The sequence below is a fragment of the Salinicola salarius genome, from assembly GCF_003206135.1.
In the GTDB taxonomy this organism is placed as follows: domain Bacteria; phylum Pseudomonadota; class Gammaproteobacteria; order Pseudomonadales; family Halomonadaceae; genus Salinicola; species Salinicola salarius.
Genome location: NZ_PZJT01000003.1, coordinates 141,206 through 160,235, shown reverse-complemented (window position 1 = coordinate 160,235; position 19,030 = coordinate 141,206). Strand labels below are relative to the sequence as shown.

Below are 19,030 nucleotides of genomic sequence, written 5' to 3'. Positions count from 1 at the left end.
CGAACGGCAGCCTGGGCGGGCGGTGCCATCGTTTCGATTCACCGCCCGCGTCGGGTCTGTTGCCGTTTCCTTCACGACCGCGCCCCGATACGCGTCAAGGCTGCACCAGCCACAGGCTGCGGTAGGGGCGCAGGATATCGCGTTCTTCCGGATGCGGGTTCCAGCGCTTGCCATCCTTGAGCACGTCGTACCATTCGCCCTCGCAGAGCTCGGCGATCTCCAGCGGCTGGCGCTTGTCGCTGATGTTGTAGATCGCCAGCAGACGCCGCCCGTTGGCCAGCGGGCCGCGCTCGATGGCAAAGATGCCGGGCGGGGTGTCGAGCACGCGCTGGGTGGCTTCGGGATGAAAGCAGGGCTCGTTGGCACGGATGTTGAGCCGCCGCTTGAGCGAGGTGAACGCCTCGCGGGTCGGCGTGCTGCGGCTGTCGATGAGCTCGTCCAGTTCCTCCTTGGGCCAGCGGCGACGATTGATCGAACGCAGCTTGCCGCTGCGTTCGACACCGCCGTGGTCGTTGAGCGTCGCGGTCAGGCTGTGAATATAGACCCCGGGAATGCCTTGCAGCGCCAGCATCAGGTTCTGGCTGCACAGGAAGCGTTCTACCTGCCAGGCATCGGCGCCTCGGCGGGTGCCTTTCATGGCGTCGTAATAGGTGATGTTGATCTCGTAGGGCGAATCGCTGCCGTCCGGGTTGGTCTTCATGCTGACGTAGCCGCCGAAGCGGTGCATCAGTTCGAGCATGATGTCCAGCTCGTGCTGCGGCAGCAGTCCCTCGAGCGCCCGGACCCCGATGCCGTCGTGGCTGGCGGTGAAGTTGAAGTAGGTACAGCCCGGCGGCAGCGTCGGCAGGCTCCGCGCCCAGTCGCTCAGGGTGGTGGCATCGCCGCTGGTCAGGGTATGCACGAGCAGGGGCGGCAGCGTGAACTGGTAGATCATGTGCGCTTCGTCGGGCATCGAGCGCTTGTCTTCCAGACGGTCGGGGCTCTGTCGTTCTAGACCCGACCGTTCGGGATCCAGTCGTTCGGGGCCCGGCCTTTCGAGACCCGGCCTTTCAAGGCCCAGCCTTTCAAGACCGAAATAGCTCATGTTTTCGTGATGCGGCACGTTGGTCTCGGTGATCAGCAGCGTGCCCGGCGCCATGAAATCCAGAATCGCTCGCAGCAGCCGTACGATGGCATGGGTCTGGGGCAGGTGGACGCAGTTGGTGCCGACTTCCTTCCACAGGTACGTGACCGCGTCGAGACGGATGATGCGGGCGCCCTGCTGCACGTAATAGAGCAGGATGCCGACGAACTCGAGCAGCACGTCCGGGTTGGCGAAGTTGAGATCGATCTGGTCCTCGGAGAAGGTCGCCCACAGGTAGCGGGTGCCCCGTCGCGTCGAGACCGGCACCAGCAGCGGCGAATTGCGCGGCCGCGTGACCATGGAGAGATCCGTTTCCGGGTCCATCTCGATGAAGTAGTCGCGCCCCGGCTGCGTGCCGGAGAGGTAGTCGGTGAACCACAGCGAATCGCGGGAGACATGATTGATGACCAGATCGACCATCAGGTCGACCCGCGACGCCAGCCGGCGGATGTCCTGCCAGTCGCCGAGGCTGGGGTTCACTTCGCGATAGTGGATCACCGAGAAGCCGTCGTCGCTGCTCCAGGGAAAGAACGGCAGGATATGCAGACCGCTGAACGTGCCGTTGAGACGCGTGGCGAGAAAGTCGTCCAGCACTTCCAGCGGCGGTCGGTCGCCGTCGATGATGGTATCGCCGTAGGTGATCAGAACCTGGTCGCGCTCGCTCCATGTCGGCTTCGGCGACGTATCCAATGCACTACGCTGGTGCATCAGCAGCGTCATCAGGCGGCGCATGATTTCGTCGCGCCGGGGGCCGTATACCTCTTCCAGGCGCGCGTTGGCGCGCTCGATGAAATCCGCTTCGGAAAGCGCGGAGTAGTTCGCGGCACGGCTCGGCATGGCGGGATTCCTGGTCTCAGCGGTTGGCGTACGTGGCCTGCGTATCGAGGTCTCGTCGTGATCGATCGTCACGATATCCTTGCAGAAGATGGGCCAACATGAAAACGGCTGCTGATTTTCAGCGTATTTCCGCTATGTTGACCAAACCGTTACACTCTATGGGGCATTCAGTACTTCATGTTCAGTACTTCACGTTCAGTACTTCATTCTGTTCATTAAACAATAGCGGCGGTTGTCCAGATCGCCCACGCTGACAGGTAGATTCCGACGATGCATTGCCCTTTCTGCGGTACGCATGATACCAAGGTGACCGACTCCCGCCTGGTGGCCGAAGGGGATCAGGTGCGTCGTCGTCGTCAATGCGCCGGATGCGGCGAGCGCTTCACGACCTACGAAACCGCCGAACTGGTGATGCCACGGGTCATCAAGTCTGATGGCTCCCGGGAGAGCTTCGACGAGCAGAAGATGCGTGCCGGCATGGCGTTGGCACTGGAGAAGCGTCCGGTCAGCGTGGAGTCCTTCGAGGCGGCTGTCGAGCGTATTCGCCAGCGACTGCGGGCACGCGGCGATCGGGAAGTCGAAGCGCGTGCCGTGGGGGAAGAGGTAATGGAAGCCCTCCAGCGTCTCGATCACGTGGCCTACATTCGTTTTGCCTCGGTCTACCGCCGTTTCCAGGATCTCGACGAGTTTCGTGCCGAGATCGATCGGCTTTCCCAGGAGCCGGCAGCGTCTTCGGAGGACAACGGCGACCCTCGCTGAGATGGCGCCGCTGTTTTCGTTGCCAGACTCCCCGTCTTTTCGAGCGAGCCGCCATGCCCTTTTCCCGTTCCGAGCCTCAGTCCCGTTCCGAGTCTGTTTCCCATTTCCCTGACACCCCCCGCGCCGGGTCTTCAACTCCGGCGGTCTGGATGGCGCGGGCGATTCAGCTTGCCTGGCACGGGCAATACACCTGCGATCCCAACCCGCGGGTCGGCTGCGTGCTGGTCAAGGAGGGCCGCATCGTCGGTGAAGGGTTCCATGCGCGCGCCGGCGAGGCGCATGCCGAGGTCAACGCGCTGCGCATGGCCGGCGAGGCCGCCCGTGGCGCGACGGCATACGTCACCCTCGAGCCCTGCTCGCATACCGGACGCACCGGCCCTTGCAGCCAGGCGCTGATCGATGCCGGCGTGGCGAAGGTGGTCGCGGCGATGGAAGATCCCAATCCGCAGGTCTCCGGGCGCGGTTTCGCGATGCTGCGCGACGCCGGCATCGAGGTCGAGGTCGGGTTGCTCGAGGAGGACGCGCGACGACTCAATCCCGGCTTCATTCGCCGCATGCGCGACGGGCTGCCGCGGGTCACGCTGAAGATGGCGATGAGCCTCGACGGGCGCACGGCAATGGCCAACGGTGAATCCCAGTGGATCACCGGACCGGCCGCGCGGCAGCAGGTGCAGCGTCTGCGTGCCGCGTCCAGCGCGGTGCTCTCCGGGGTGGAGTCGATCATCTTCGACGATTCCCGGCTGACGGTGCGTGCCGGGCAGCTGGGGCTGGATGATGCCGAGGCGATTGCCCGGCGCCAGCCGTTGCGGGTGATCCTCGACAGCCAACTGCGGCTGCCGCTGGCGGCGGCCTGTCTGAGCGAGCCGGGGCGGACGCTGGTCTTCACGATCCAGCCGGAGATGACCGAGCGCCGACGCAAGCTCGAAGCGGCGGGCGCCGAGGTGATCGTCATGCCGGCCAATGGCGAGGGGCGCGTCGAGTTCGCGGGCGTGCTGCGCTATCTGGCGACGCGGGAAGCATGCAACGAAGTCCTCGTCGAGACCGGCGCCACCCTGGCCGGGGCCTTGCTGGAGTCGGACTGCGTCGATCGGCTCGAACTGTTCATGGCGCCGACGCTGCTGGGCAGCGAGGCGCGGCCGCTCTTCGCCCTGCCGGGATTGGTATCGATGAGTCAGCAGCGGCGGCTGGAGATCGACGATATCCGCGCGGTGGGCGAGGATTGGCATATTTCGGCACGACCCGTCAGGGCGTCCGATCGAGGCGAGCTGAGGTGAGCGGACAGGCCGCGCACACCGAAATGGCTGGGACGTGTCGCTGTCATCCGACAGTAGCGTCCGTGTCCCGCGACAGGTAGGCTGTGCCGCATCGAGCCTCTCTGGCCTCGTTGAACGATGGTTTCAGCAGATGGCGGTTTCCGTGGATGAATCAGCAATGACGACAACGCAATCGAACCAGCTGGCCAGTATCGAGGTCCTGGTCGAAGAGATTCGGCAAGGCAGGATGGTCATCCTCATGGATGACGAGGACCGCGAGAACGAAGGCGATATCATCATGGCGGCCGAGTGTGTCGAGGCCGACCATATCAATTTCATGGCGCGTCACGCTCGCGGGCTAATCTGCCAGCCGATGTCGAAGGCGCGCTGTCAGCAGCTGCAGCTGCCGCTGATGGTCAGCGACAACGGCTCCGGCTACGGCACCAAGTTCACCGTGTCGATCGAGGCGGCCACCGGCGTCACCACCGGGATCTCCGCGGCGGATCGCGCGCTCACGGTGCGTGCCGCGGCGGCGCGTGGGGCGCGACCGGAAGATATCGTCCAGCCCGGTCATATCTTCCCGCTGATGGCGGAGCCGGGTGGCGTCCTGCGTCGTGCCGGCCACACCGAGGCGGCCTGCGACCTGGCCGCCATGGCCGGCTTCGAGGCCACCGGCGTGATCTGCGAGATCATGAACGAGGACGGCAGCATGGCGCGCCGGCCGGAACTCGAACGCTTCGCCGCCGAGCATGACATCAAGATCGGCACCATCGCCGACCTGATTCACTATCGCATGCTCAACGAGCGTACCGTCGAGGCGATCGAGCAGACGCCGGTGCAGACCGCGTTCGGCGAGATGACCCTGCATGTCTTCCACGACACCATTCAGGATCGGCACCATCTGGCGCTGGTAAAGGGCGAGCCCGAACACGCCACGCCGACGACGGTGCGCGTGCATGGCGGCGACACGCTGCGCGACCTGCTCGCGCTGTGTCGCGCGGAAAGCCACTGGACGGCTCACACCGCGCTGGCCGAGATCGGCCGGGCGGAGGCGGGCGTCTTCGTGCTGCTCGACGAGACGCGCCCCCACGGGGATTTCAAGCAGCAGCTCGATGTCCTGCTGGGGCATCGCCCGGCGCCGCGTTCCAGCGCCGCCGACGGATCGGGGAACTTCCTGTCGATCGGCACCGGGGCGCAGATCCTGCGCCAGCTCGGCGTCGGCAAGATGCGTCTGCTGAGTTCGCCGTGGCGTTTCTCGGCGCTCTCCGGTTTCGATCTGGAGGTGGTCGAGCTGGTCAGCGGCGACGCCTGAGCGGGATTCGAGCCCCGACTGTCGCGAGCCGGAACCGTCGCGAGCATGGTAAGGCCGCGCGGCCATGGTAAGATGGCCGGCTTCGCGCGCTAGGCCCTAGGTTCTGGCGCCGGCCAATCAGACTGTTTTTTCGCGTCCAGATTCGTATTCGTGACGACTCTGGCGCAGTGTATCCGGAACCCGATAATGCAACCGATCGCTCAACTGGAAGGCCAGTTCACCGATGTCGATGGCCGCTATGCCATCGTCGTGGGCCGTTTCAATCATCACGTCGTCGATAGCCTGGTGGAAGGCGCCATCGATAGCCTGATGCGCCACGGCGTCAGCGAGGAGAACATCGAGCTGATTCATGTCCCCGGCGCCTGGGAACTGCCGTTGGCGGTCAAGCGCGTGCTGCAGGTGTCCCGACCCGACGCGGTCGTCGCGCTGGGTGCGGTCATTCGTGGCGGTACGCCGCACTTCGAATACGTGGCGGGCAACTGCAATTCCTCGCTGAGCAGCCTGCAGCTGGAGTTCTCGACCCCCATCGCCAACGGGGTGCTGACGGTCAATTCGATCGATCAGGCCATCGAGCGCGCCGGCACCAAGGCGGGCAACAAGGGCACCGAGGCGGCCATGGCGGCCATGGAAATGGTATCTCTATTCAAGCGACTGGGAGGCGAGGCATGAGTTCACCGTCACGACAGCCGACGCCGGCTCAGGAGTCGCGTCGCGCCGCCCGCGAACTGGCGGTCCAGGGGCTCTACCAGTGGCAGATGACCGGCAAGTCGGTCACTGCCGTCGAGGCCGAGTTCCGCTCTCAGATCGCCGATGACGATCTCGAGGATCACGAAAACTGGCACAAGGTGATGGAGATCGCCGACAAGGCGCTATTCCATGATCTGCTGCACAACACGGCCAACCATCGTGCCGAGCTGGACGCCACCATTGCGCCGCTGCTCGACCGGCGCCTGGAAGACCTGGATCGCATCGAGCTGGCGATCCTGCGTCTCGGGACCTACGAATTGTCGCGCCGGCCCGAAGTACCCTATCGTGCCGTCATCAACGAGGGGGTCGAGCTGGCCAAGATATTCGGCGCGACCGATGGTCATAAATACGTCAACGGCATCCTCGACAAGCTCGCCTCGCGGCTGCGGGGCGCCGAGGTCGCTGCTCGCCGTCGTTGACATGACTCGCGCTTCGTTGAGCGAATTCGAGCTGATCGCTCGCTATCTGTCGCGCCCGGCGGCGGCCGAGCGGAGCGATGTCGTCGTCGGCAACGGCGACGACTGTGCGGTGCTTGCGCCCACCCCGGGGCATCAGCTCGCGATCAGCGTCGATACGTCCGTCGTCGATGTCCATTTCCCCCATGACGCGCCGCCGGCGGCCATTGGCCACCGTGCGCTGGCCGTCGCCTTGAGCGATCTCGCGGCGATGGGGGCCAGGGCGCGCTGGTGCTGCATGGCGCTGACGCTGCCGACGGCCGACCCCGAGTGGCTCGAGGCGTTCGCCGAGGGCTTCCGTGAACTGGCCGCCCGCAGCGGCTGCGAGCTGGTCGGCGGCGACGTGACCCGCGGCGCGCTGACGATCGGGGTGACGGTGCATGGCGAGCTGCCGGCCGGCCAGGCGTTACGACGCAGCGGGGCGCGGGCGGGGGATCTGGTCGCGGTAACCGGCTATCCGGGGCGGGCGATCACGGGGCTGGCGCGCTGGCAGCAGGGCGAACGCGAGGCGGGGCATCCGCTGCTCGAGGCCTATCTTCGCCCCGAACCGCGCCTGGCGGCGGGAGAAGCGCTGAGAGGGCTGGCCAGTAGCGCGATCGATGTTTCCGATGGCCTGCTGGCGGACCTGCAGCACGTGCTGGTGGCCTCCGGCGTGGGGGCGCGTCTTGATCTCGAGTCGTTGCCGCTGGCGACACCGCTGCGCGCGACGCTCGAACTGGACGAGATCCGGGGGCGGGTGCTCAACGGCGGTGACGACTATGAACTGCTGGTGACGCTGGCGGAGTCGGATCTTGCCGAAGCCCAGCGCCGCCTGGCTCCGCTACATCTGCCGCTGACGCCGATCGGGCGGATCATCGAGGGCGAAGGCATTCAGGGCATTCCTCCGCGCTACCTCGAGCGCAGCGGGTGGGACCACTTTCCGGAGACCGCCTCATGAACCGGGCGCCCACGAGTGTATGGCGTCGGCCGACGCATTTCCTGGCGTTCGGGCTGGGCAGCGGCGCCGTGCCGTTTGCGCCGGGGACCTTCGGTACCCTGGCCGCGATCCCGTTCTACTGGCTGCTGTCGGGGCTGCCGCTGACGATCTACATGGGGCTGCTGGGCGTGGCGACGCTGGTCGGCATCTGGCTCTGCGAGACGACCTCCCGCGATCTCGGCGTCCACGACCATTCCGGGATCGTCTGGGACGAATTCGTCGGCTACTGGCTGACCATGGCGGCAGTGCCGTTCTCCTGGGAGGCCGCGCTGTGGGGCTTCGTGGTATTCCGCGTCTTCGACATCCTCAAGCCCTGGCCGATTCGCTGGGTCGACCGCCGGGTCGCCGGGGGCATCGGCATCATGTTCGACGATATCCTCGCCGGGGTGTACGCCTGGAGCACGATGCATCTGTGGTTCTGGCTGCATTGAGCCACGAGCCACGAGCCACGAGCCACGGCCCATTAGTATCCCGTAAACTTCTCTCTATTCGTTGGCTTTTGCCTTGCGATCCACAGGCATGCGGGAAGTGCGTTGGCCCGTAGGGAGCGGGCCTGGGACTGGCCTTTGCTCGTCGACTTCCGGACAGCGTCTAATTTCAGCGTCAGGAGCAACACATGCGTAAAGGATTGATCGCCGGGGCGGTGGTGATCGTGTTGGCGGGGGGCGGCTATCTGGGCGCTCAGGCTTATTCGAGCCAGCGCTTCGATAGCGAGATCGAAAAGCTGGTCACGCGGCTCGATGCCAGTCCCGATTGGCAGGTCATGCGCGATGACGTCGACAGCGGCTGGTTCCATTCCAGCGGCCGCATCGAAGCGCGTTACGTGGCGGTGGCCCGGAATGCCGACCCGGTCGTCGTCGAGGTGCCGTATCAGGCGGGGCACGGCCTGCTCGAGACGACGCTGAACGGTGAAGCGCAGGTGCGGGGGAGTGGCGGCGAGACGCTGTTCGGCGATGTGCTCGCGAGCAAAGGCCCGATGACCTGGACCGGACGTTTCCTGACCCGCGAGCAGAAGCTGGAAGCGCACTTCACGTTGCCGGGCTTCTCGCAGACCGTCAGCGTGCCGACGCAGGACCCGGCTGGAGAGATCACCACGGCCCGCGACATGCAGCTGGATTTCGACGGCATGACGCTCGATCTCGAGCAGGCCGACGGCAAGGTCACCGTTCAGGGAGACGCGCCGCGACTGCGAATGGCCGATAACCAGACCGATATCCTGATCGAAGGGACCACGCTGTCCGGCACGTTCGAAGGCGACGACCTGGCTTTCAGGCAGGCGATGTCGCTGAACATCCCGACCACCACGGTCACGCCCGAGGGCAATCCGAGCGTGGTCACCCGGGATCTCCGCTACGCCGTGGAAGCCAACCTCGACGCCGAGCGGCTGGTGATGCAGCTGCAGGCGAACGTGGGCGAGACCCAGGTACAGGACCAGTCGATCTTCGACGGCGGCTTCGCGCTGACGCTGGACCATGTCGATGGCGACGCCTACCGAGCGCTGGTAGCGGCGCTGGACGAGCATCTGGCCGATATCCAGACTGCCATCGATAGCGAGGACGACGCCAGGATCCGGGCAGCGCTGCAGCCCTTGCAGCCGTCGATCCAGGCGCTGCTGGCGGGCTCGCCGCATCTTTCGCTGGATAGCCTGACCGCCAATAGCCCTGTGCTGGGCATGAACATGCGCGGCAGTGGCGAGCTCGGCGTCGACGGCGCGGGCATCGAAGGCTGGAATCTCGATACGATGGCGGCCGATACGCTCCAGCGCGAAGTCGTTCGGCGGCTGGAAGGGCGGCTGACCCTGGAGGGTGCGCCGGCGCTATTGATGATGTTCCTGGGCCTGCCGTTGACCAGCGACCCTCTGCAGCTCGAACTGACGGATGGCGTGCTCGACATCAATGGCCAGCAGATACCGCTGGTGCCGCTGCTGGCCGATCCGGGCTGATATCCGAAGGTCCGGCCGTGCCAGGCTCTCGCGCCTGGCACGGTTTTCTGAACCAATCTCCCTTCATCGACTTGAACTCCCGCCCCGGCGCCCGCATCCCTAGGTCATTCGGCCAGCACTGGCCACGAACTCAGGGTGAATAATGAGCGATCATAACCGGGATTCCGCGGACTATTTCGAAGCCAGCCAGGAGACACCTGGCAATGATCAGAAGTCACATTCATCGGCCAGTGGCGCCGTCGTTCCCTCCGGCGATTATCTGCCGGAGCGAATCTATCTCCTCCCCATCCATAATCGTCCGTTCTTCCCGGCCCAGGTGCAGCCGCTGATCATTCAGCGCCAGCGCTGGGAAGAGACCATGAAACGGGTCGCCAACACGCCGCACCACATGGTGGGGGTGGCATTCGTCGGCGATGTCGGGGTCGAGGAACTCAACCCGGGCAGCTTCCCCGAGATCGGTACCGCGGTGAAGGTTCACCGCGCCCAGAACGAAGAGCAGCAGATCCAGTTCATCGCCCAGGGCATGCGCCGCTTCCGCATTCAGCGCTGGCTGTCGAAGACGCCGCCGTATCTGGTCGAGGTCTCCTATCCGCGCGAGCCGGTCGATGCCGAGGCCGAAGAAGCCCGCGCCTATGCGATGTCGCTGATCAACGGCATCAAGGAACTGCTGCCGATCAACCCGCTCTACGGCGAGGAACTGAAGAGCTACCTCAACCGCTTCAGCCCCCACGAGCCGGGCCCGCTGACCGACTTCGCCGCGGCCATTACCTCGGCCAAGGGTCGCGAGCTGCAGGGCGTGCTCGAGACGCTGCCGATCATGGATCGCATGCAGAAGGTGCTGCCGTTGCTGCGCAAGGAGATCGAGGTCGCGCAGCTGCAGAACCAGATCAGCGAGCAGGTCAACTCGCAGATGCAGGAGCGCCAGCGCGAGTTCTTCCTGCGCGAGCAGCTCAAGGTGATCCAGAAAGAGCTGGGCATCTCCAAGGACGATCGCGAGAGCGACGTCGATACCTTCCGCGGCCGGCTCGAGAATCTGGAGGTGCCGGAGCGGGTTCAGGAGCGTATCGACGACGAGCTGGGCAAGCTGTCGGTGCTGGAAACCGGCTCGCCGGAGTACGGCACCACGCGCAACTATCTCGACTGGCTGACCTCGCTGCCCTGGGGCATTACCTCGGAGGATCAGCTCGATCTCAAGCGCGCCCGCGGCGTGCTGGACCGTGACCACGACGGTCTCACCGACGTCAAGGAAAGGATCATCGAGTTCCTGGCCGAAGGGTCGTTCAAGGGGGATGTCGGCGGCTCCATCGTGCTGCTGGTCGGCCCGCCCGGGGTGGGCAAGACCTCGGTCGGACGCTCGATCGCCGATGCCCTGGGGCGCAAGTTCTACCGCTTCTCGGTGGGCGGCATGCGCGACGAGGCCGAGATCAAGGGGCACCGCCGCACCTACATCGGCGCCATGCCCGGCAAGCTGGTGCAGGCGCTCAAGGAGGTCGAGGTCGAGAACCCGGTGATCATGCTCGACGAGATCGACAAGATGGGCCAGTCGTTCCAGGGCGATCCCGCCTCGGCGCTGCTCGAGGTGCTGGACCCGGAGCAGAACGTCGACTTTCTCGATCATTACCTCGACGTGCGCCTGGATCTCTCCAAGGTGCTGTTCGTCTGTACGGCCAACCAGCTCGATACCATCCCCGGGCCGCTGCTCGACCGCATGGAGCAGATCCGCCTCTCCGGCTATATCGCCGAAGAGAAGATGGCGATCGCCAAGCATCATCTGTGGCCGAAGCTGCTGGAACGCGACCGTATTCCCAGGAAGCGCATCAACCTGACCGATGCCGCGCTCAAGCAGGTGATTGAGGGCTATGCCCGCGAAGCCGGCGTGCGCCAGCTGGAAAAGCAGCTCCACCGGATCGTGCGCAAGGCGGCGGTCAAGATGCTCGAGGAGAAGCAGGAGACGGTCAAGGTCTCGGTCAACAACCTGGAAGAGTTCCTTGGCGCGCCGCTGTTCCGCAAGGAGAAGGTGCTCAAGGGCGTCGGCGTGGTCACCGGCCTGGCCTGGACGGCGATGGGCGGCGCCACCTTGCCCATCGAGGCGACCAAGGTTCACGCATTGACCCGCGGCTTCAAGCTCACCGGCAAGCTGGGCGAGGTGATGCAGGAGTCCGCCAACATCGCCTATAGCTACACGCTGGGGCATCTGGGCGAGTACGGGGCCGATGCGGACTTCTTCAACGAGGCGTTCATTCACCTCCATGTTCCCGAGGGCGCGACGCCGAAGGACGGGCCGTCTGCCGGCGTCACCATGACCACGGCGCTGATGTCGCTGGCCCGTAACCAGAGCATCGATCGCCCGCTGGCGATGACCGGCGAGCTGACGCTGACCGGCCAGGTACTGCCGGTGGGTGGTATCCGCGAGAAGGTGATCGCCGCGCGCCGCAGCGATATCTTCGAGCTGATCCTGCCGGAGGCCAACAAGCGCGACTACGACGAGCTGCCGGCCTACCTCAAGAAAGGGATGACCGTGCACTTCGCCAGGATCTATCCGGATGTGGCCAAGGTCGTGTTCGGCCGCTGAGACGTCGGCATCGTGTTACGCTGATCGACGAGGCCGGCGTGACGATCGGCGTGACATCGACCGGCATGAAAACAAGGAGCAAGGTGTGTCCAAGAGCGAGAAGAAACAGCGGCCGCGCTACATGATCGCGGCGATCTGGGGGCTGCTGGCGATGGTGCTGTTGAGCGCCTGCAGTTATCACCCGGCGCGGATCGATCCGGAACCGCCGGTCATCATCGGCGATGGCGATCACGGCCATGGTCACGGCGACGGTGACTTCTGCCCGCCGGGTCAGGCCAAGAAGGGCAACTGCTGAGCCTACCGGTTCGCGGCAACGACCCCGAGCGGCAGCGCACTTGCGCTGCCGCTTTTTCGAGGTAGACAATCGACGCTCGTCGACCTCGGACCCGTGAGCCCTGATGACATTCGAAAGTGCCGTTACCTATCTTCTGGCGATCTTCCTGTTCGCCATCACGCCCGGCCCGGGCGTGTTCGCCCTGATCGCCACCGGCATGAATGCCGGCTTCCGCCGCTGCATTTCGCTGACGGTGGGCATGACGCTGAGTGACGTGCTCTACCTGCTGCTCGCCACCTTCGGCCTGGCGACCCTCGCCGAGCATTGGGGAGAAGTCTTCGGCGTGATCCGGGTTCTGGGCGCGCTCTATCTGTTCTATCTCGGCTGGAAGCTGTGGACGAGCCCGACGCAGGACGACGAGATGTCCGCGGCCGGCGCCAGCGGCGGGGCGCTTGCCGGCATGATGCAGGGCTTTCTGATCTCCGCCTCCAACCCCAAGGTGATCCTGTTCTACATCGCGTTCCTGCCGACCTTCGTCGATCTGGATCGGCTCGGTGGTTCTTCGCTGACGCTGCTGGTGGCGCTGACCGTCGTTGGCCTGATGGGCGGGCTTTGCCTGGTCGCGGCCGGCGCGGCACGGGCGCGGCGGATCTTTCGCTCCTCCCACGCCCAGCGGCGCCTCAATCGGGGTGCCGGATCGCTGATGATTGGCGCCGGGGCGCTGCTGATCGCCAAGAGTTGATTACCAGGCGCTGATCGCCAGGCGCCGAATGCCGCCACTGCCCTTACGCTTGCCGGTTGCGGGGCTTGCGGCTGACCAGGGCGACACCGGCGGCGGCGATGCCCATGCCCAGCCACGAGATCGGTGGCATGGGCTCGTCGATCAGCCACCAGGAGAACAGCGCGGCGCAGGGCGGCACCAGATAGAAAAGTGCCGATACCCGCGAGGCTTCGCCACGTCGGATCATCGCCAACAGCAGCGAGATGGCGATCAGGGAATTGCCGACGACCAGGTAGGCCAGCGATCCGACGAGCGCGCCGTCCCAGTCGAGCGTGAAATGCCCGAACAGCAGGATCAGTGGCAGTGTCGTGATCAGGCCGGTGGCGTATTGGATCAGGTTGGCGCTGACCGGGTGCAGCGGCTGGCCGTAGCGCTTTTCGTAGAGCGTCGCGCCGCTCATCCCGAGCAGGGCGGCAATGGTCAGCAGCAGGCCACTGAGCGTGACGCCTTCCACCGTCGAACGGCCGAGGATCACCACCACGGCGCCGACGAAACCCAGCCCGAAGCCGAGCCAGCGTCGCTTGCCGATGGTTTCTCCCACCATCGCGGGGGCGGCGAGGGCGACCAGGATCGGCTGCAGCGACACGATCAGCGCCACGACGCCGGCGGAACTGCCGAGAGCGAAGGCGCTGTAGCAGCAACCGAAGTAGACGGTCTGTATCAGGAACCCGACCACCGCCTGATGGCCCCACGCGCTCGGCCGGGTCGGCATCGGCGGGCGCAGCCACAGCCAGATCGGCAGCATGATCGCCAGCACGAGCACGAACCGTAGACCCAGAAACAGCAACGGGTCCACGTGAAGGGTGCCGATCTTCGCGACCGGGAATCCCAGCGACCACAACAGCAGGAACAGGCCGGGGGCGGCGGTCAGCCAAAGGGGTGGCCGCTCGCGCTCGGTCGTCGCGGCGGCGGAAGGAACGTCAGACATGTCGATCTCATTGTTGTGATTATGAAGATAGCTGTGATTGTGGAGATGGCTGTGATTGTGGAGATGGCTGTAATCGTGGAGAGGCCGTGATTGTGGATATGGCACCCGGTGGCGGGCGTGACCCGTCTTCGAGAGTGCCCCGACCGGCGGGATATTGCCAGCGACGTCGGGGCTTGCCGGCTTGTCGTCGGCCGTCAGTCAGTCCCGATCTACCGAGAGCCCGCCCCACGACTGGCAAACGGGCATGAGCTCGAGCCGGTTGATGTTGAGGTGCGGCGGCAGCGTCGCGGCGAGAAAGACCTGTTCGGCGACGTCTTCCGGCTGGATCGGCTCCACGCCGCCGTAGAGCTTGTCGTGGGCGCTCTGGTCGCCTTTCATCCGCACCAGCGTGAACTCGGTTTCCGCCATGCCGGGCGCGATGTCGGTGACGCGAACGCCGGTGCCCTTGAGGTCGCAGCGCAGGTTGTAGGAGAACTGGTTGACGAACGCCTTGGACGCGCCGTAGACGTGGCTGCCCGGATAGGGCCATAGCGCGGCGGTGGAACTGATGTTGATGATGGCGGCGCCGCGGCCGACCTCGATCAGCGTCGGCAGCAGCGTACGCGTCACGTTGACCAGGCCGGTGATGTTGGTGTCGATGACGGTCTGCCAGTCGTCCAGATTCGCTTCCTGGGCCGGGCCGGCACCCAGCGCCAGCCCGGCATTGTTCACCAGCACCTTGACGGCCTTGAACGCTGGCGGCAGTGCCTCGACCACTTGGGCGACGGCGTCGCGCTCGCGCACGTCCAGCGTGGCGACATGAACCGGGACCTGATCTTCCAGCTGCTGCTTGACCGCTTCCAGACGCTCCTGCCGGCGGCCGGTCAGCACCAGGGCCCAGCCCGCCTCGGCAAAGCGATGGGCGCAGGCACGCCCGAACCCTGAGGTGGCACCGGTAATGAAAGCGACGGGGGGATTGTGACTCATGCTGGCTCCTGATCCGGGATAGGTGAGAAGCGCCGACGCCGAGCGAAGAGAAAGAGATGATGTCCTGGCCGACGATCGGGTCGGTTCGCGTTTTCAGACAGAGCTTAGCGCATCTTTGCCGCAAGTTGTCAGGTCGAGTCGCGAGAAGCCTGTCGTCTTCTGGCGACAAGGACCAAGGCTTTGTGTAAAACCCCGTGATTGACGACACAGTCTGATGATTTCCGTTGCCGTTTGGTTACGCTTTGGCGACGATAGCGGGGCGCTCCCCGATGACTGCGGTTCGACCGATCCCGGTACCGCTTTTTCCGCTGATTCCTCGCTATCGACTCGACTGGCTGGCTGCTTCATCGCCGCTCGCCGCGATATCACTCATGTACAGGTTGCCTCTTGGGTCTTATTGGGTCGCTCGGGGCGTCAGACACGATCCGGCGATCGATGTGAAAGGAGATGGCGTCATGTCCACGATCAAGCGGCAACGATATTACGGGCTGGAGTGGCTTCGCTTCCTGATGGCGCTGTGGATGGTCGCCTATCACTTCGGCGGCATCTACAGCGACATGCCCGACATGGTGAGAAGTTTCGTCGGCATGGGCTTCTTCGCCACCAGCACGTTCTTCATGCTGTCCGGCTTCCTGCTCGCCCACGTGGCGCTGGACCATGCGGGGGAGATGAAGGTGCACGGCCCGGCCTTCGTTGCCAAGCGGCTGTGCAATCTCTACCCGATTCATGTGCTGACGATGCTGCTGTCGATCGGGCTGTTGTTGCTGCAGTACCCCATTCGTCCGGAAGGGGTTTACGTCTACTTCAACTCGCACCCCTATTACCCGCTGAGCGATGAAGCGCGAGCCGCGTTTTCGGAGCGTCTATCCTGGCCGAGTGCGTTGGGCCATATCGCACTGCAGCTCACGCTGCTGCAGGCCTGGGAGCCGCGTTTCCTGTGGCTGAACGGCGCGTCCTGGTCAATCTCCGCGCTGCTGTTCTTCTATGCCTGCTTCCCGTGGCTGGCGCCGAGGCTGATGCGGGTTCAGCGCTGGGGGCTGGTGCTGCTGGGCGTCTGGGGGCTCTACGCCTTGGGGCCACTCGTGGCGACGCTGGCAGGCTCGTTCGACTATGTGACGGTGGGCATTCTCCACCGCAACCCGCTGTTTCGGCTTCCGGAGTTCCTGGCCGGCATCCTGCTCTACCGGGCCTGGCAATCGGAACCGGTGAGCGCACTGTTCCAGCGCTTCCGCTACCCGCTGCTGGCGCTCGGTTTGTGCGGTGTGCCGATCGGAGTCTGGTTGCTCAAGATGGATGGCCTGCATCTGTATTACTTGACCCACAACGGTTTGCTGCTGCCATTCCAGGCACTGGTGCTACTCAGCGTTTGTGCATTCGCTGCGCCGAGCAGCGCGACGATACGGGCCTGGGCGCAGCGGTTGGGAGAGTCGGCACTGTGTATCTTCGCGTTGCACACGCCGCTGATCGGCCCGATGGCGAGAGGGACGCGCTGGCTGCTGCAGCGATGGCACGAAAGCTGGATCGCCGATAGCAGCAACTTGGCGCTCAAGTTCGCGATTCCGCTGTGGACGATGGCGTTTCATCTGGCGCTGATCGTCGTCCTGGCGCTTCTGATGCAGCGCTTCGTGGTGGCGCCGATACGCCATTGGCTGGAGGCGAGATTGCCCACGGCGTGGCAGCAGCGCCGGTCACCGCTGGTGCCGGTCAGGGTTTGAGGTTCGGCCTTGCGCCGCTGCCACTACCGTGCCGGGTGGTATGAGTAGCGTTGAATTCTGCGTCCGGAAGGTCCTTTTTCGGGGTGAATCATTGCGATCCCGCATGAGATATCCTAGACGAAGGGGCGTTTCGCCGGTGCGGCCGGCGAAGCGATCAGGAATCCATCTCTAAGGGACGCAGCATGAAGGGACTCATCCGTGTGGGGTTGGTCGGCTATGGCATGGCCAGCAAACGGTTCCACGCGCCTTTGGTCACCGCGCAGGACGGGCTTTCACTGGTTGCCGTGGCGAGCCGGGACGCCGACAAGGTTCATGCCGACTGGCCGAGCGTGCCGGTAGAATCAACGCCGCAGGCGCTGTTCGCTCGCGACGATATCGATCTGGTCGTCATACCCACGCCGAATGCGACGCACTACTCGCTGGTCAGCGAGGCGCTGGCCGCGGGCAAGCATGTCGTCGTCGACAAGCCGTTCACCGTGACACTGGATGAAGCCCGCAAGCTGTGCGATCAGGCCACCGAGGCCAAGCGCTTGCTGTCGGTCTTTCACAACCGGCGCTGGGACTCGGATTTCCTGACCGTGCGCAATCTCATCGACAGCCAGTCGTTGGGCCGAATCGTGCATTTCGAGTCGCATTTCGATCGCTTCCGCCCGGATGTCGCGCAGCGCTGGCGCGAGGACCCCGCACTTGGGGCCGGCGCCTGGTTCGATCTCGGCTCCCATCTGCTCGACCAGGCCCTGGTGCTGTTCGGTACGCCGGAGGCGATTTTGCTCGACCTGGCCTGCCAGCGCGAGGGGGCAAAGGTCGACGACTACTTCCATGCGATCCTGCGTTACCGGGAATGCCGGGTGATCCTGCATGGCGGTACGCTGGTGTCGGCACCGGGAGCGCGCTTCACGATACACGGCACGCGGGCCAGCTACGTCAAGCACGGCCTCGACCCGCAGGAGGACATGCTCAAGCGCGGCGACCGCTTGCCCTCGCCGCACTGGGGAGAGGATTGGCGTCACGGCATGATGACGATCGGCCAGGTACGCGAGGGCATCCAGCCGGAACTGCACGAGGTGCCGACCCTGCCCGGGGACTACCTGGCCTACTACGCCGGCGTTCGCGATGCCATTCGCAACGGCTCGCCGCTTCCTGTGACGGCGGAAGCCGCGCTGGAGGTGATACGGGTGCTGGAGGCCGGCATCCAGAGCGCCGAGTCGGGGCAGTTCGTCAGCCTGACGTAACGTGCCCTTCGAAATGGTTGTGGTGTATCCGAAACGACCCGAGCCANNTGGCTCGGGTCGTTTGCTTTATGGCGTGAATACTATTTCATGATCGGCTCAGGACGTGAGCAAGAAGTGGTGTGCCTTTGTTGCATGTTTGCCTCTTGTGCTTCTTCGGGTGAGCGTAACTCACCGTTGCGTTTGAGTAGCCAAGAGGCGATGGCTGGTGCCATCAAGGCAGAGACCAGCACGCAGGCAGCGACCTGAGTTGTGGCGACGCCCACGTAGGCTTGTAGAGAGGGATCGGCAGCGGCGGCAATTGCTGGTGTCGCGATGGAATTGCCTGCGGTCGTCCCTGCAGCGAAGCCGATGCCGCTGCGCCGGCCGCGTTTCAGCAAGTAACGGTAGCCTAGATAGACAAGTCCCCCGGTCAAGGGAGCGACGACTAGACCTAGGGCCAATCCGGTGATACCGCCATGCACGACATCGGTGAGATTGATGCCGGTACCGAGACCAAATGAAAAAAACGGGATTACCATCTCCGGCACCGGGCGTAGCACTTCGGTCCATTTGGGGTCTAGATTGCCTACCAAAATGCCCAACAACAGCGGAATGATCGCTGCCATGAAGACTTCGAATGGAATGTCTGCCAACCCTGACGCACCGATCAGAATCAGGGTGAAGAATGGTCCATCGTTGATTGCGCTGGCGATATAAGCACCGCGGTCACGTTGATCCCCGTAGCGACCGGTGAAGGCCAGCCAGATACCGCCATTGCTGTTGTCCATCGCAGCCAGCATCGCCAGAATCGAGATCCCGAACAGGCCATTCATACCTGTAGTTAGACCTAGTAGCGCGATAAGCACACCGGGAATGAGGCTTTTGGTCAGTAGGATGACGCTGGCGGTACCAACGATAGGTCCGGCGTTTCGCGGCGTGATCTGCATACCGGTGGCGAAGATTACCAGACCCATGAAAGCCATAGCGCCTTCTTTGAACAAAGCCGTCGTGAAACTGCCGATTTCCAACGCCGAAGGCGCCAGCGTGCCAAAGATCGAACCGAGGATTAGCGGAACGATCATGAGACCGCCTGGAATGCGGTTGAGCGTATCGTAGATGGGTACGCGTGATATGGTTGCCGACATGCCATCTCCTCCATGCCTGTCAGGAATGGACGCC

Annotated in this window: 17 protein-coding genes; 13 read left to right on the top strand and 4 right to left on the bottom strand. The window is 64.4% G+C overall.

Going from position 1 to position 19,030, the window contains the following annotated elements:
- Nucleotides 1–94: 94 nt before the first annotated feature.
- Nucleotides 95–1,960, bottom strand: a complete 1,866-nt coding sequence (locus tag DOM32_RS04010) for a sugar phosphorylase (RefSeq protein ID WP_110631500.1) — start codon at nt 1,958–1,960, stop codon at nt 95–97.
- Between the two features lie 270 nt (nt 1,961–2,230).
- Here DOM32_RS04010 and nrdR point away from each other — a divergent pair, with 270 nt between their 5' ends.
- From nrdR to DOM32_RS03955, 11 genes are all read left to right on the top strand, one after another.
- Complete coding sequence (nrdR, locus tag DOM32_RS04005; RefSeq protein ID WP_071232539.1) at nt 2,231–2,719, top strand: transcriptional regulator NrdR; 489 nt, start codon at nt 2,231–2,233, stop codon at nt 2,717–2,719.
- A 149-nt stretch (nt 2,720–2,868) separates the two neighbouring features.
- On the top strand, nt 2,869–3,993 hold the full coding sequence (ribD, locus tag DOM32_RS04000; protein ID WP_244179796.1) for a bifunctional diaminohydroxyphosphoribosylaminopyrimidine deaminase/5-amino-6-(5-phosphoribosylamino)uracil reductase RibD: 1,125 nt from the start codon (nt 2,869–2,871) through the stop codon (nt 3,991–3,993).
- Nucleotides 3,994–4,150: 157 nt separating this feature from the next.
- Nucleotides 4,151–5,284, top strand: coding sequence for a bifunctional 3,4-dihydroxy-2-butanone-4-phosphate synthase/GTP cyclohydrolase II (ribBA, locus tag DOM32_RS03995; RefSeq protein WP_110631494.1), 1,134 nt, complete (start codon nt 4,151–4,153; stop codon nt 5,282–5,284).
- Nucleotides 5,285–5,470: 186 nt separating this feature from the next.
- Nucleotides 5,471–5,953, top strand: a complete 483-nt coding sequence (ribH, locus tag DOM32_RS03990; protein WP_071232541.1) for a 6,7-dimethyl-8-ribityllumazine synthase — start codon at nt 5,471–5,473, stop codon at nt 5,951–5,953.
- On the top strand, nt 5,950–6,450 hold the full coding sequence (nusB, locus tag DOM32_RS03985; protein WP_071232542.1) for a transcription antitermination factor NusB: 501 nt from the start codon (nt 5,950–5,952) through the stop codon (nt 6,448–6,450). The genes ribH and nusB overlap by 4 nt, the downstream gene beginning before the upstream one ends.
- Nucleotide 6,451: 1 nt before the next feature.
- Complete coding sequence (thiL, locus tag DOM32_RS03980) at nt 6,452–7,423, top strand: thiamine-phosphate kinase (RefSeq protein WP_110631491.1); 972 nt, start codon at nt 6,452–6,454, stop codon at nt 7,421–7,423.
- Entirely contained in the window at nt 7,420–7,893 is a 474-nt protein-coding gene (locus DOM32_RS03975; RefSeq protein WP_071232544.1) for a phosphatidylglycerophosphatase A family protein, read from the top strand. Before thiL ends, DOM32_RS03975 begins: the two co-directional genes overlap by 4 nt.
- 185 nt (nt 7,894–8,078) lie before the next feature.
- On the top strand, nt 8,079–9,404 hold the full coding sequence (locus DOM32_RS03970) for a DUF945 family protein (RefSeq protein WP_110631488.1): 1,326 nt from the start codon (nt 8,079–8,081) through the stop codon (nt 9,402–9,404).
- A gap of 142 nt (nt 9,405–9,546) precedes the next feature.
- On the top strand, nt 9,547–11,976 hold the full coding sequence (gene lon / locus DOM32_RS03965; RefSeq protein ID WP_110631485.1) for an endopeptidase La: 2,430 nt from the start codon (nt 9,547–9,549) through the stop codon (nt 11,974–11,976).
- 85 nt (nt 11,977–12,061) lie between these two features.
- A complete protein-coding gene (locus DOM32_RS03960) occupies nt 12,062–12,271 on the top strand; it encodes a hypothetical protein (RefSeq protein WP_071232547.1) in 210 nt (69 codons plus the stop codon).
- Between the two features lie 103 nt (nt 12,272–12,374).
- Nucleotides 12,375–12,992 (top strand): LysE family translocator, encoded by a 618-nt coding sequence (locus tag DOM32_RS03955; protein WP_110631482.1) that lies wholly within the window; start codon nt 12,375–12,377, stop codon nt 12,990–12,992.
- Between the two features lie 43 nt (nt 12,993–13,035).
- Here the strand turns inward: DOM32_RS03955 and DOM32_RS03950 are convergent, their stop codons facing one another.
- Together DOM32_RS03950 and DOM32_RS03945 are read right to left on the bottom strand one after the other, a co-directional pair.
- On the bottom strand, nt 13,036–13,959 hold the full coding sequence (locus DOM32_RS03950) for a DMT family transporter (RefSeq protein WP_110631479.1): 924 nt from the start codon (nt 13,957–13,959) through the stop codon (nt 13,036–13,038).
- A 198-nt stretch (nt 13,960–14,157) separates the two neighbouring features.
- Nucleotides 14,158–14,925 (bottom strand): SDR family NAD(P)-dependent oxidoreductase, encoded by a 768-nt coding sequence (locus DOM32_RS03945; protein WP_110631476.1) that lies wholly within the window; start codon nt 14,923–14,925, stop codon nt 14,158–14,160.
- Nucleotides 14,926–15,380: 455 nt separating this feature from the next.
- On the opposite strand from DOM32_RS03945, the gene DOM32_RS03940 reads away from it, so the two are divergent.
- Nucleotides 15,381–16,640 (top strand): acyltransferase family protein, encoded by a 1,260-nt coding sequence (locus DOM32_RS03940; RefSeq protein ID WP_110631472.1) that lies wholly within the window; start codon nt 15,381–15,383, stop codon nt 16,638–16,640.
- Nucleotides 16,641–16,822: 182 nt separating this feature from the next.
- The gene (locus DOM32_RS03935; protein WP_110631469.1) at nt 16,823–17,872 is read left to right on the top strand and encodes an oxidoreductase; all 1,050 of its coding nucleotides are present in this window, start codon (nt 16,823–16,825) and stop codon (nt 17,870–17,872) included.
- 80 nt (nt 17,873–17,952) lie between these two features.
- Here the strand turns inward: DOM32_RS03935 and DOM32_RS03930 are convergent, their stop codons facing one another.
- On the bottom strand, nt 17,953–18,996 hold the full coding sequence (locus DOM32_RS03930; protein WP_110631467.1) for a 2-keto-3-deoxygluconate permease: 1,044 nt from the start codon (nt 18,994–18,996) through the stop codon (nt 17,953–17,955).
- Nucleotides 18,997–19,030: the final 34 nt, after the last annotated feature.

Coding starts and splice junctions, on each gene's coding strand:
- DOM32_RS04010 (WP_110631500.1), bottom strand. CDS start 1,960: ATGCCGAGCCGTGCCGCGAACTACTCCGCGCTTTCCGAAGCGGATTTC.
- nrdR (WP_071232539.1), top strand. CDS start 2,231: ATGCATTGCCCTTTCTGCGGTACGCATGATACCAAGGTGACCGACTCC.
- ribD (WP_244179796.1), top strand. CDS start 2,869: ATGGCGCGGGCGATTCAGCTTGCCTGGCACGGGCAATACACCTGCGAT.
- ribBA (WP_110631494.1), top strand. CDS start 4,151: ATGACGACAACGCAATCGAACCAGCTGGCCAGTATCGAGGTCCTGGTC.
- ribH (WP_071232541.1), top strand. CDS start 5,471: ATGCAACCGATCGCTCAACTGGAAGGCCAGTTCACCGATGTCGATGGC.
- nusB (WP_071232542.1), top strand. CDS start 5,950: ATGAGTTCACCGTCACGACAGCCGACGCCGGCTCAGGAGTCGCGTCGC.
- thiL (WP_110631491.1), top strand. CDS start 6,452: ATGACTCGCGCTTCGTTGAGCGAATTCGAGCTGATCGCTCGCTATCTG.
- DOM32_RS03975 (WP_071232544.1), top strand. CDS start 7,420: ATGAACCGGGCGCCCACGAGTGTATGGCGTCGGCCGACGCATTTCCTG.
- DOM32_RS03970 (WP_110631488.1), top strand. CDS start 8,079: ATGCGTAAAGGATTGATCGCCGGGGCGGTGGTGATCGTGTTGGCGGGG.
- lon (WP_110631485.1), top strand. CDS start 9,547: ATGAGCGATCATAACCGGGATTCCGCGGACTATTTCGAAGCCAGCCAG.
- DOM32_RS03955 (WP_110631482.1), top strand. CDS start 12,375: ATGACATTCGAAAGTGCCGTTACCTATCTTCTGGCGATCTTCCTGTTC.
- DOM32_RS03950 (WP_110631479.1), bottom strand. CDS start 13,959: ATGTCTGACGTTCCTTCCGCCGCCGCGACGACCGAGCGCGAGCGGCCA.
- DOM32_RS03945 (WP_110631476.1), bottom strand. CDS start 14,925: ATGAGTCACAATCCCCCCGTCGCTTTCATTACCGGTGCCACCTCAGGG.
- DOM32_RS03940 (WP_110631472.1), top strand. CDS start 15,381: ATGTCCACGATCAAGCGGCAACGATATTACGGGCTGGAGTGGCTTCGC.
- DOM32_RS03935 (WP_110631469.1), top strand. CDS start 16,823: ATGAAGGGACTCATCCGTGTGGGGTTGGTCGGCTATGGCATGGCCAGC.
- DOM32_RS03930 (WP_110631467.1), bottom strand. CDS start 18,996: ATGTCGGCAACCATATCACGCGTACCCATCTACGATACGCTCAACCGC.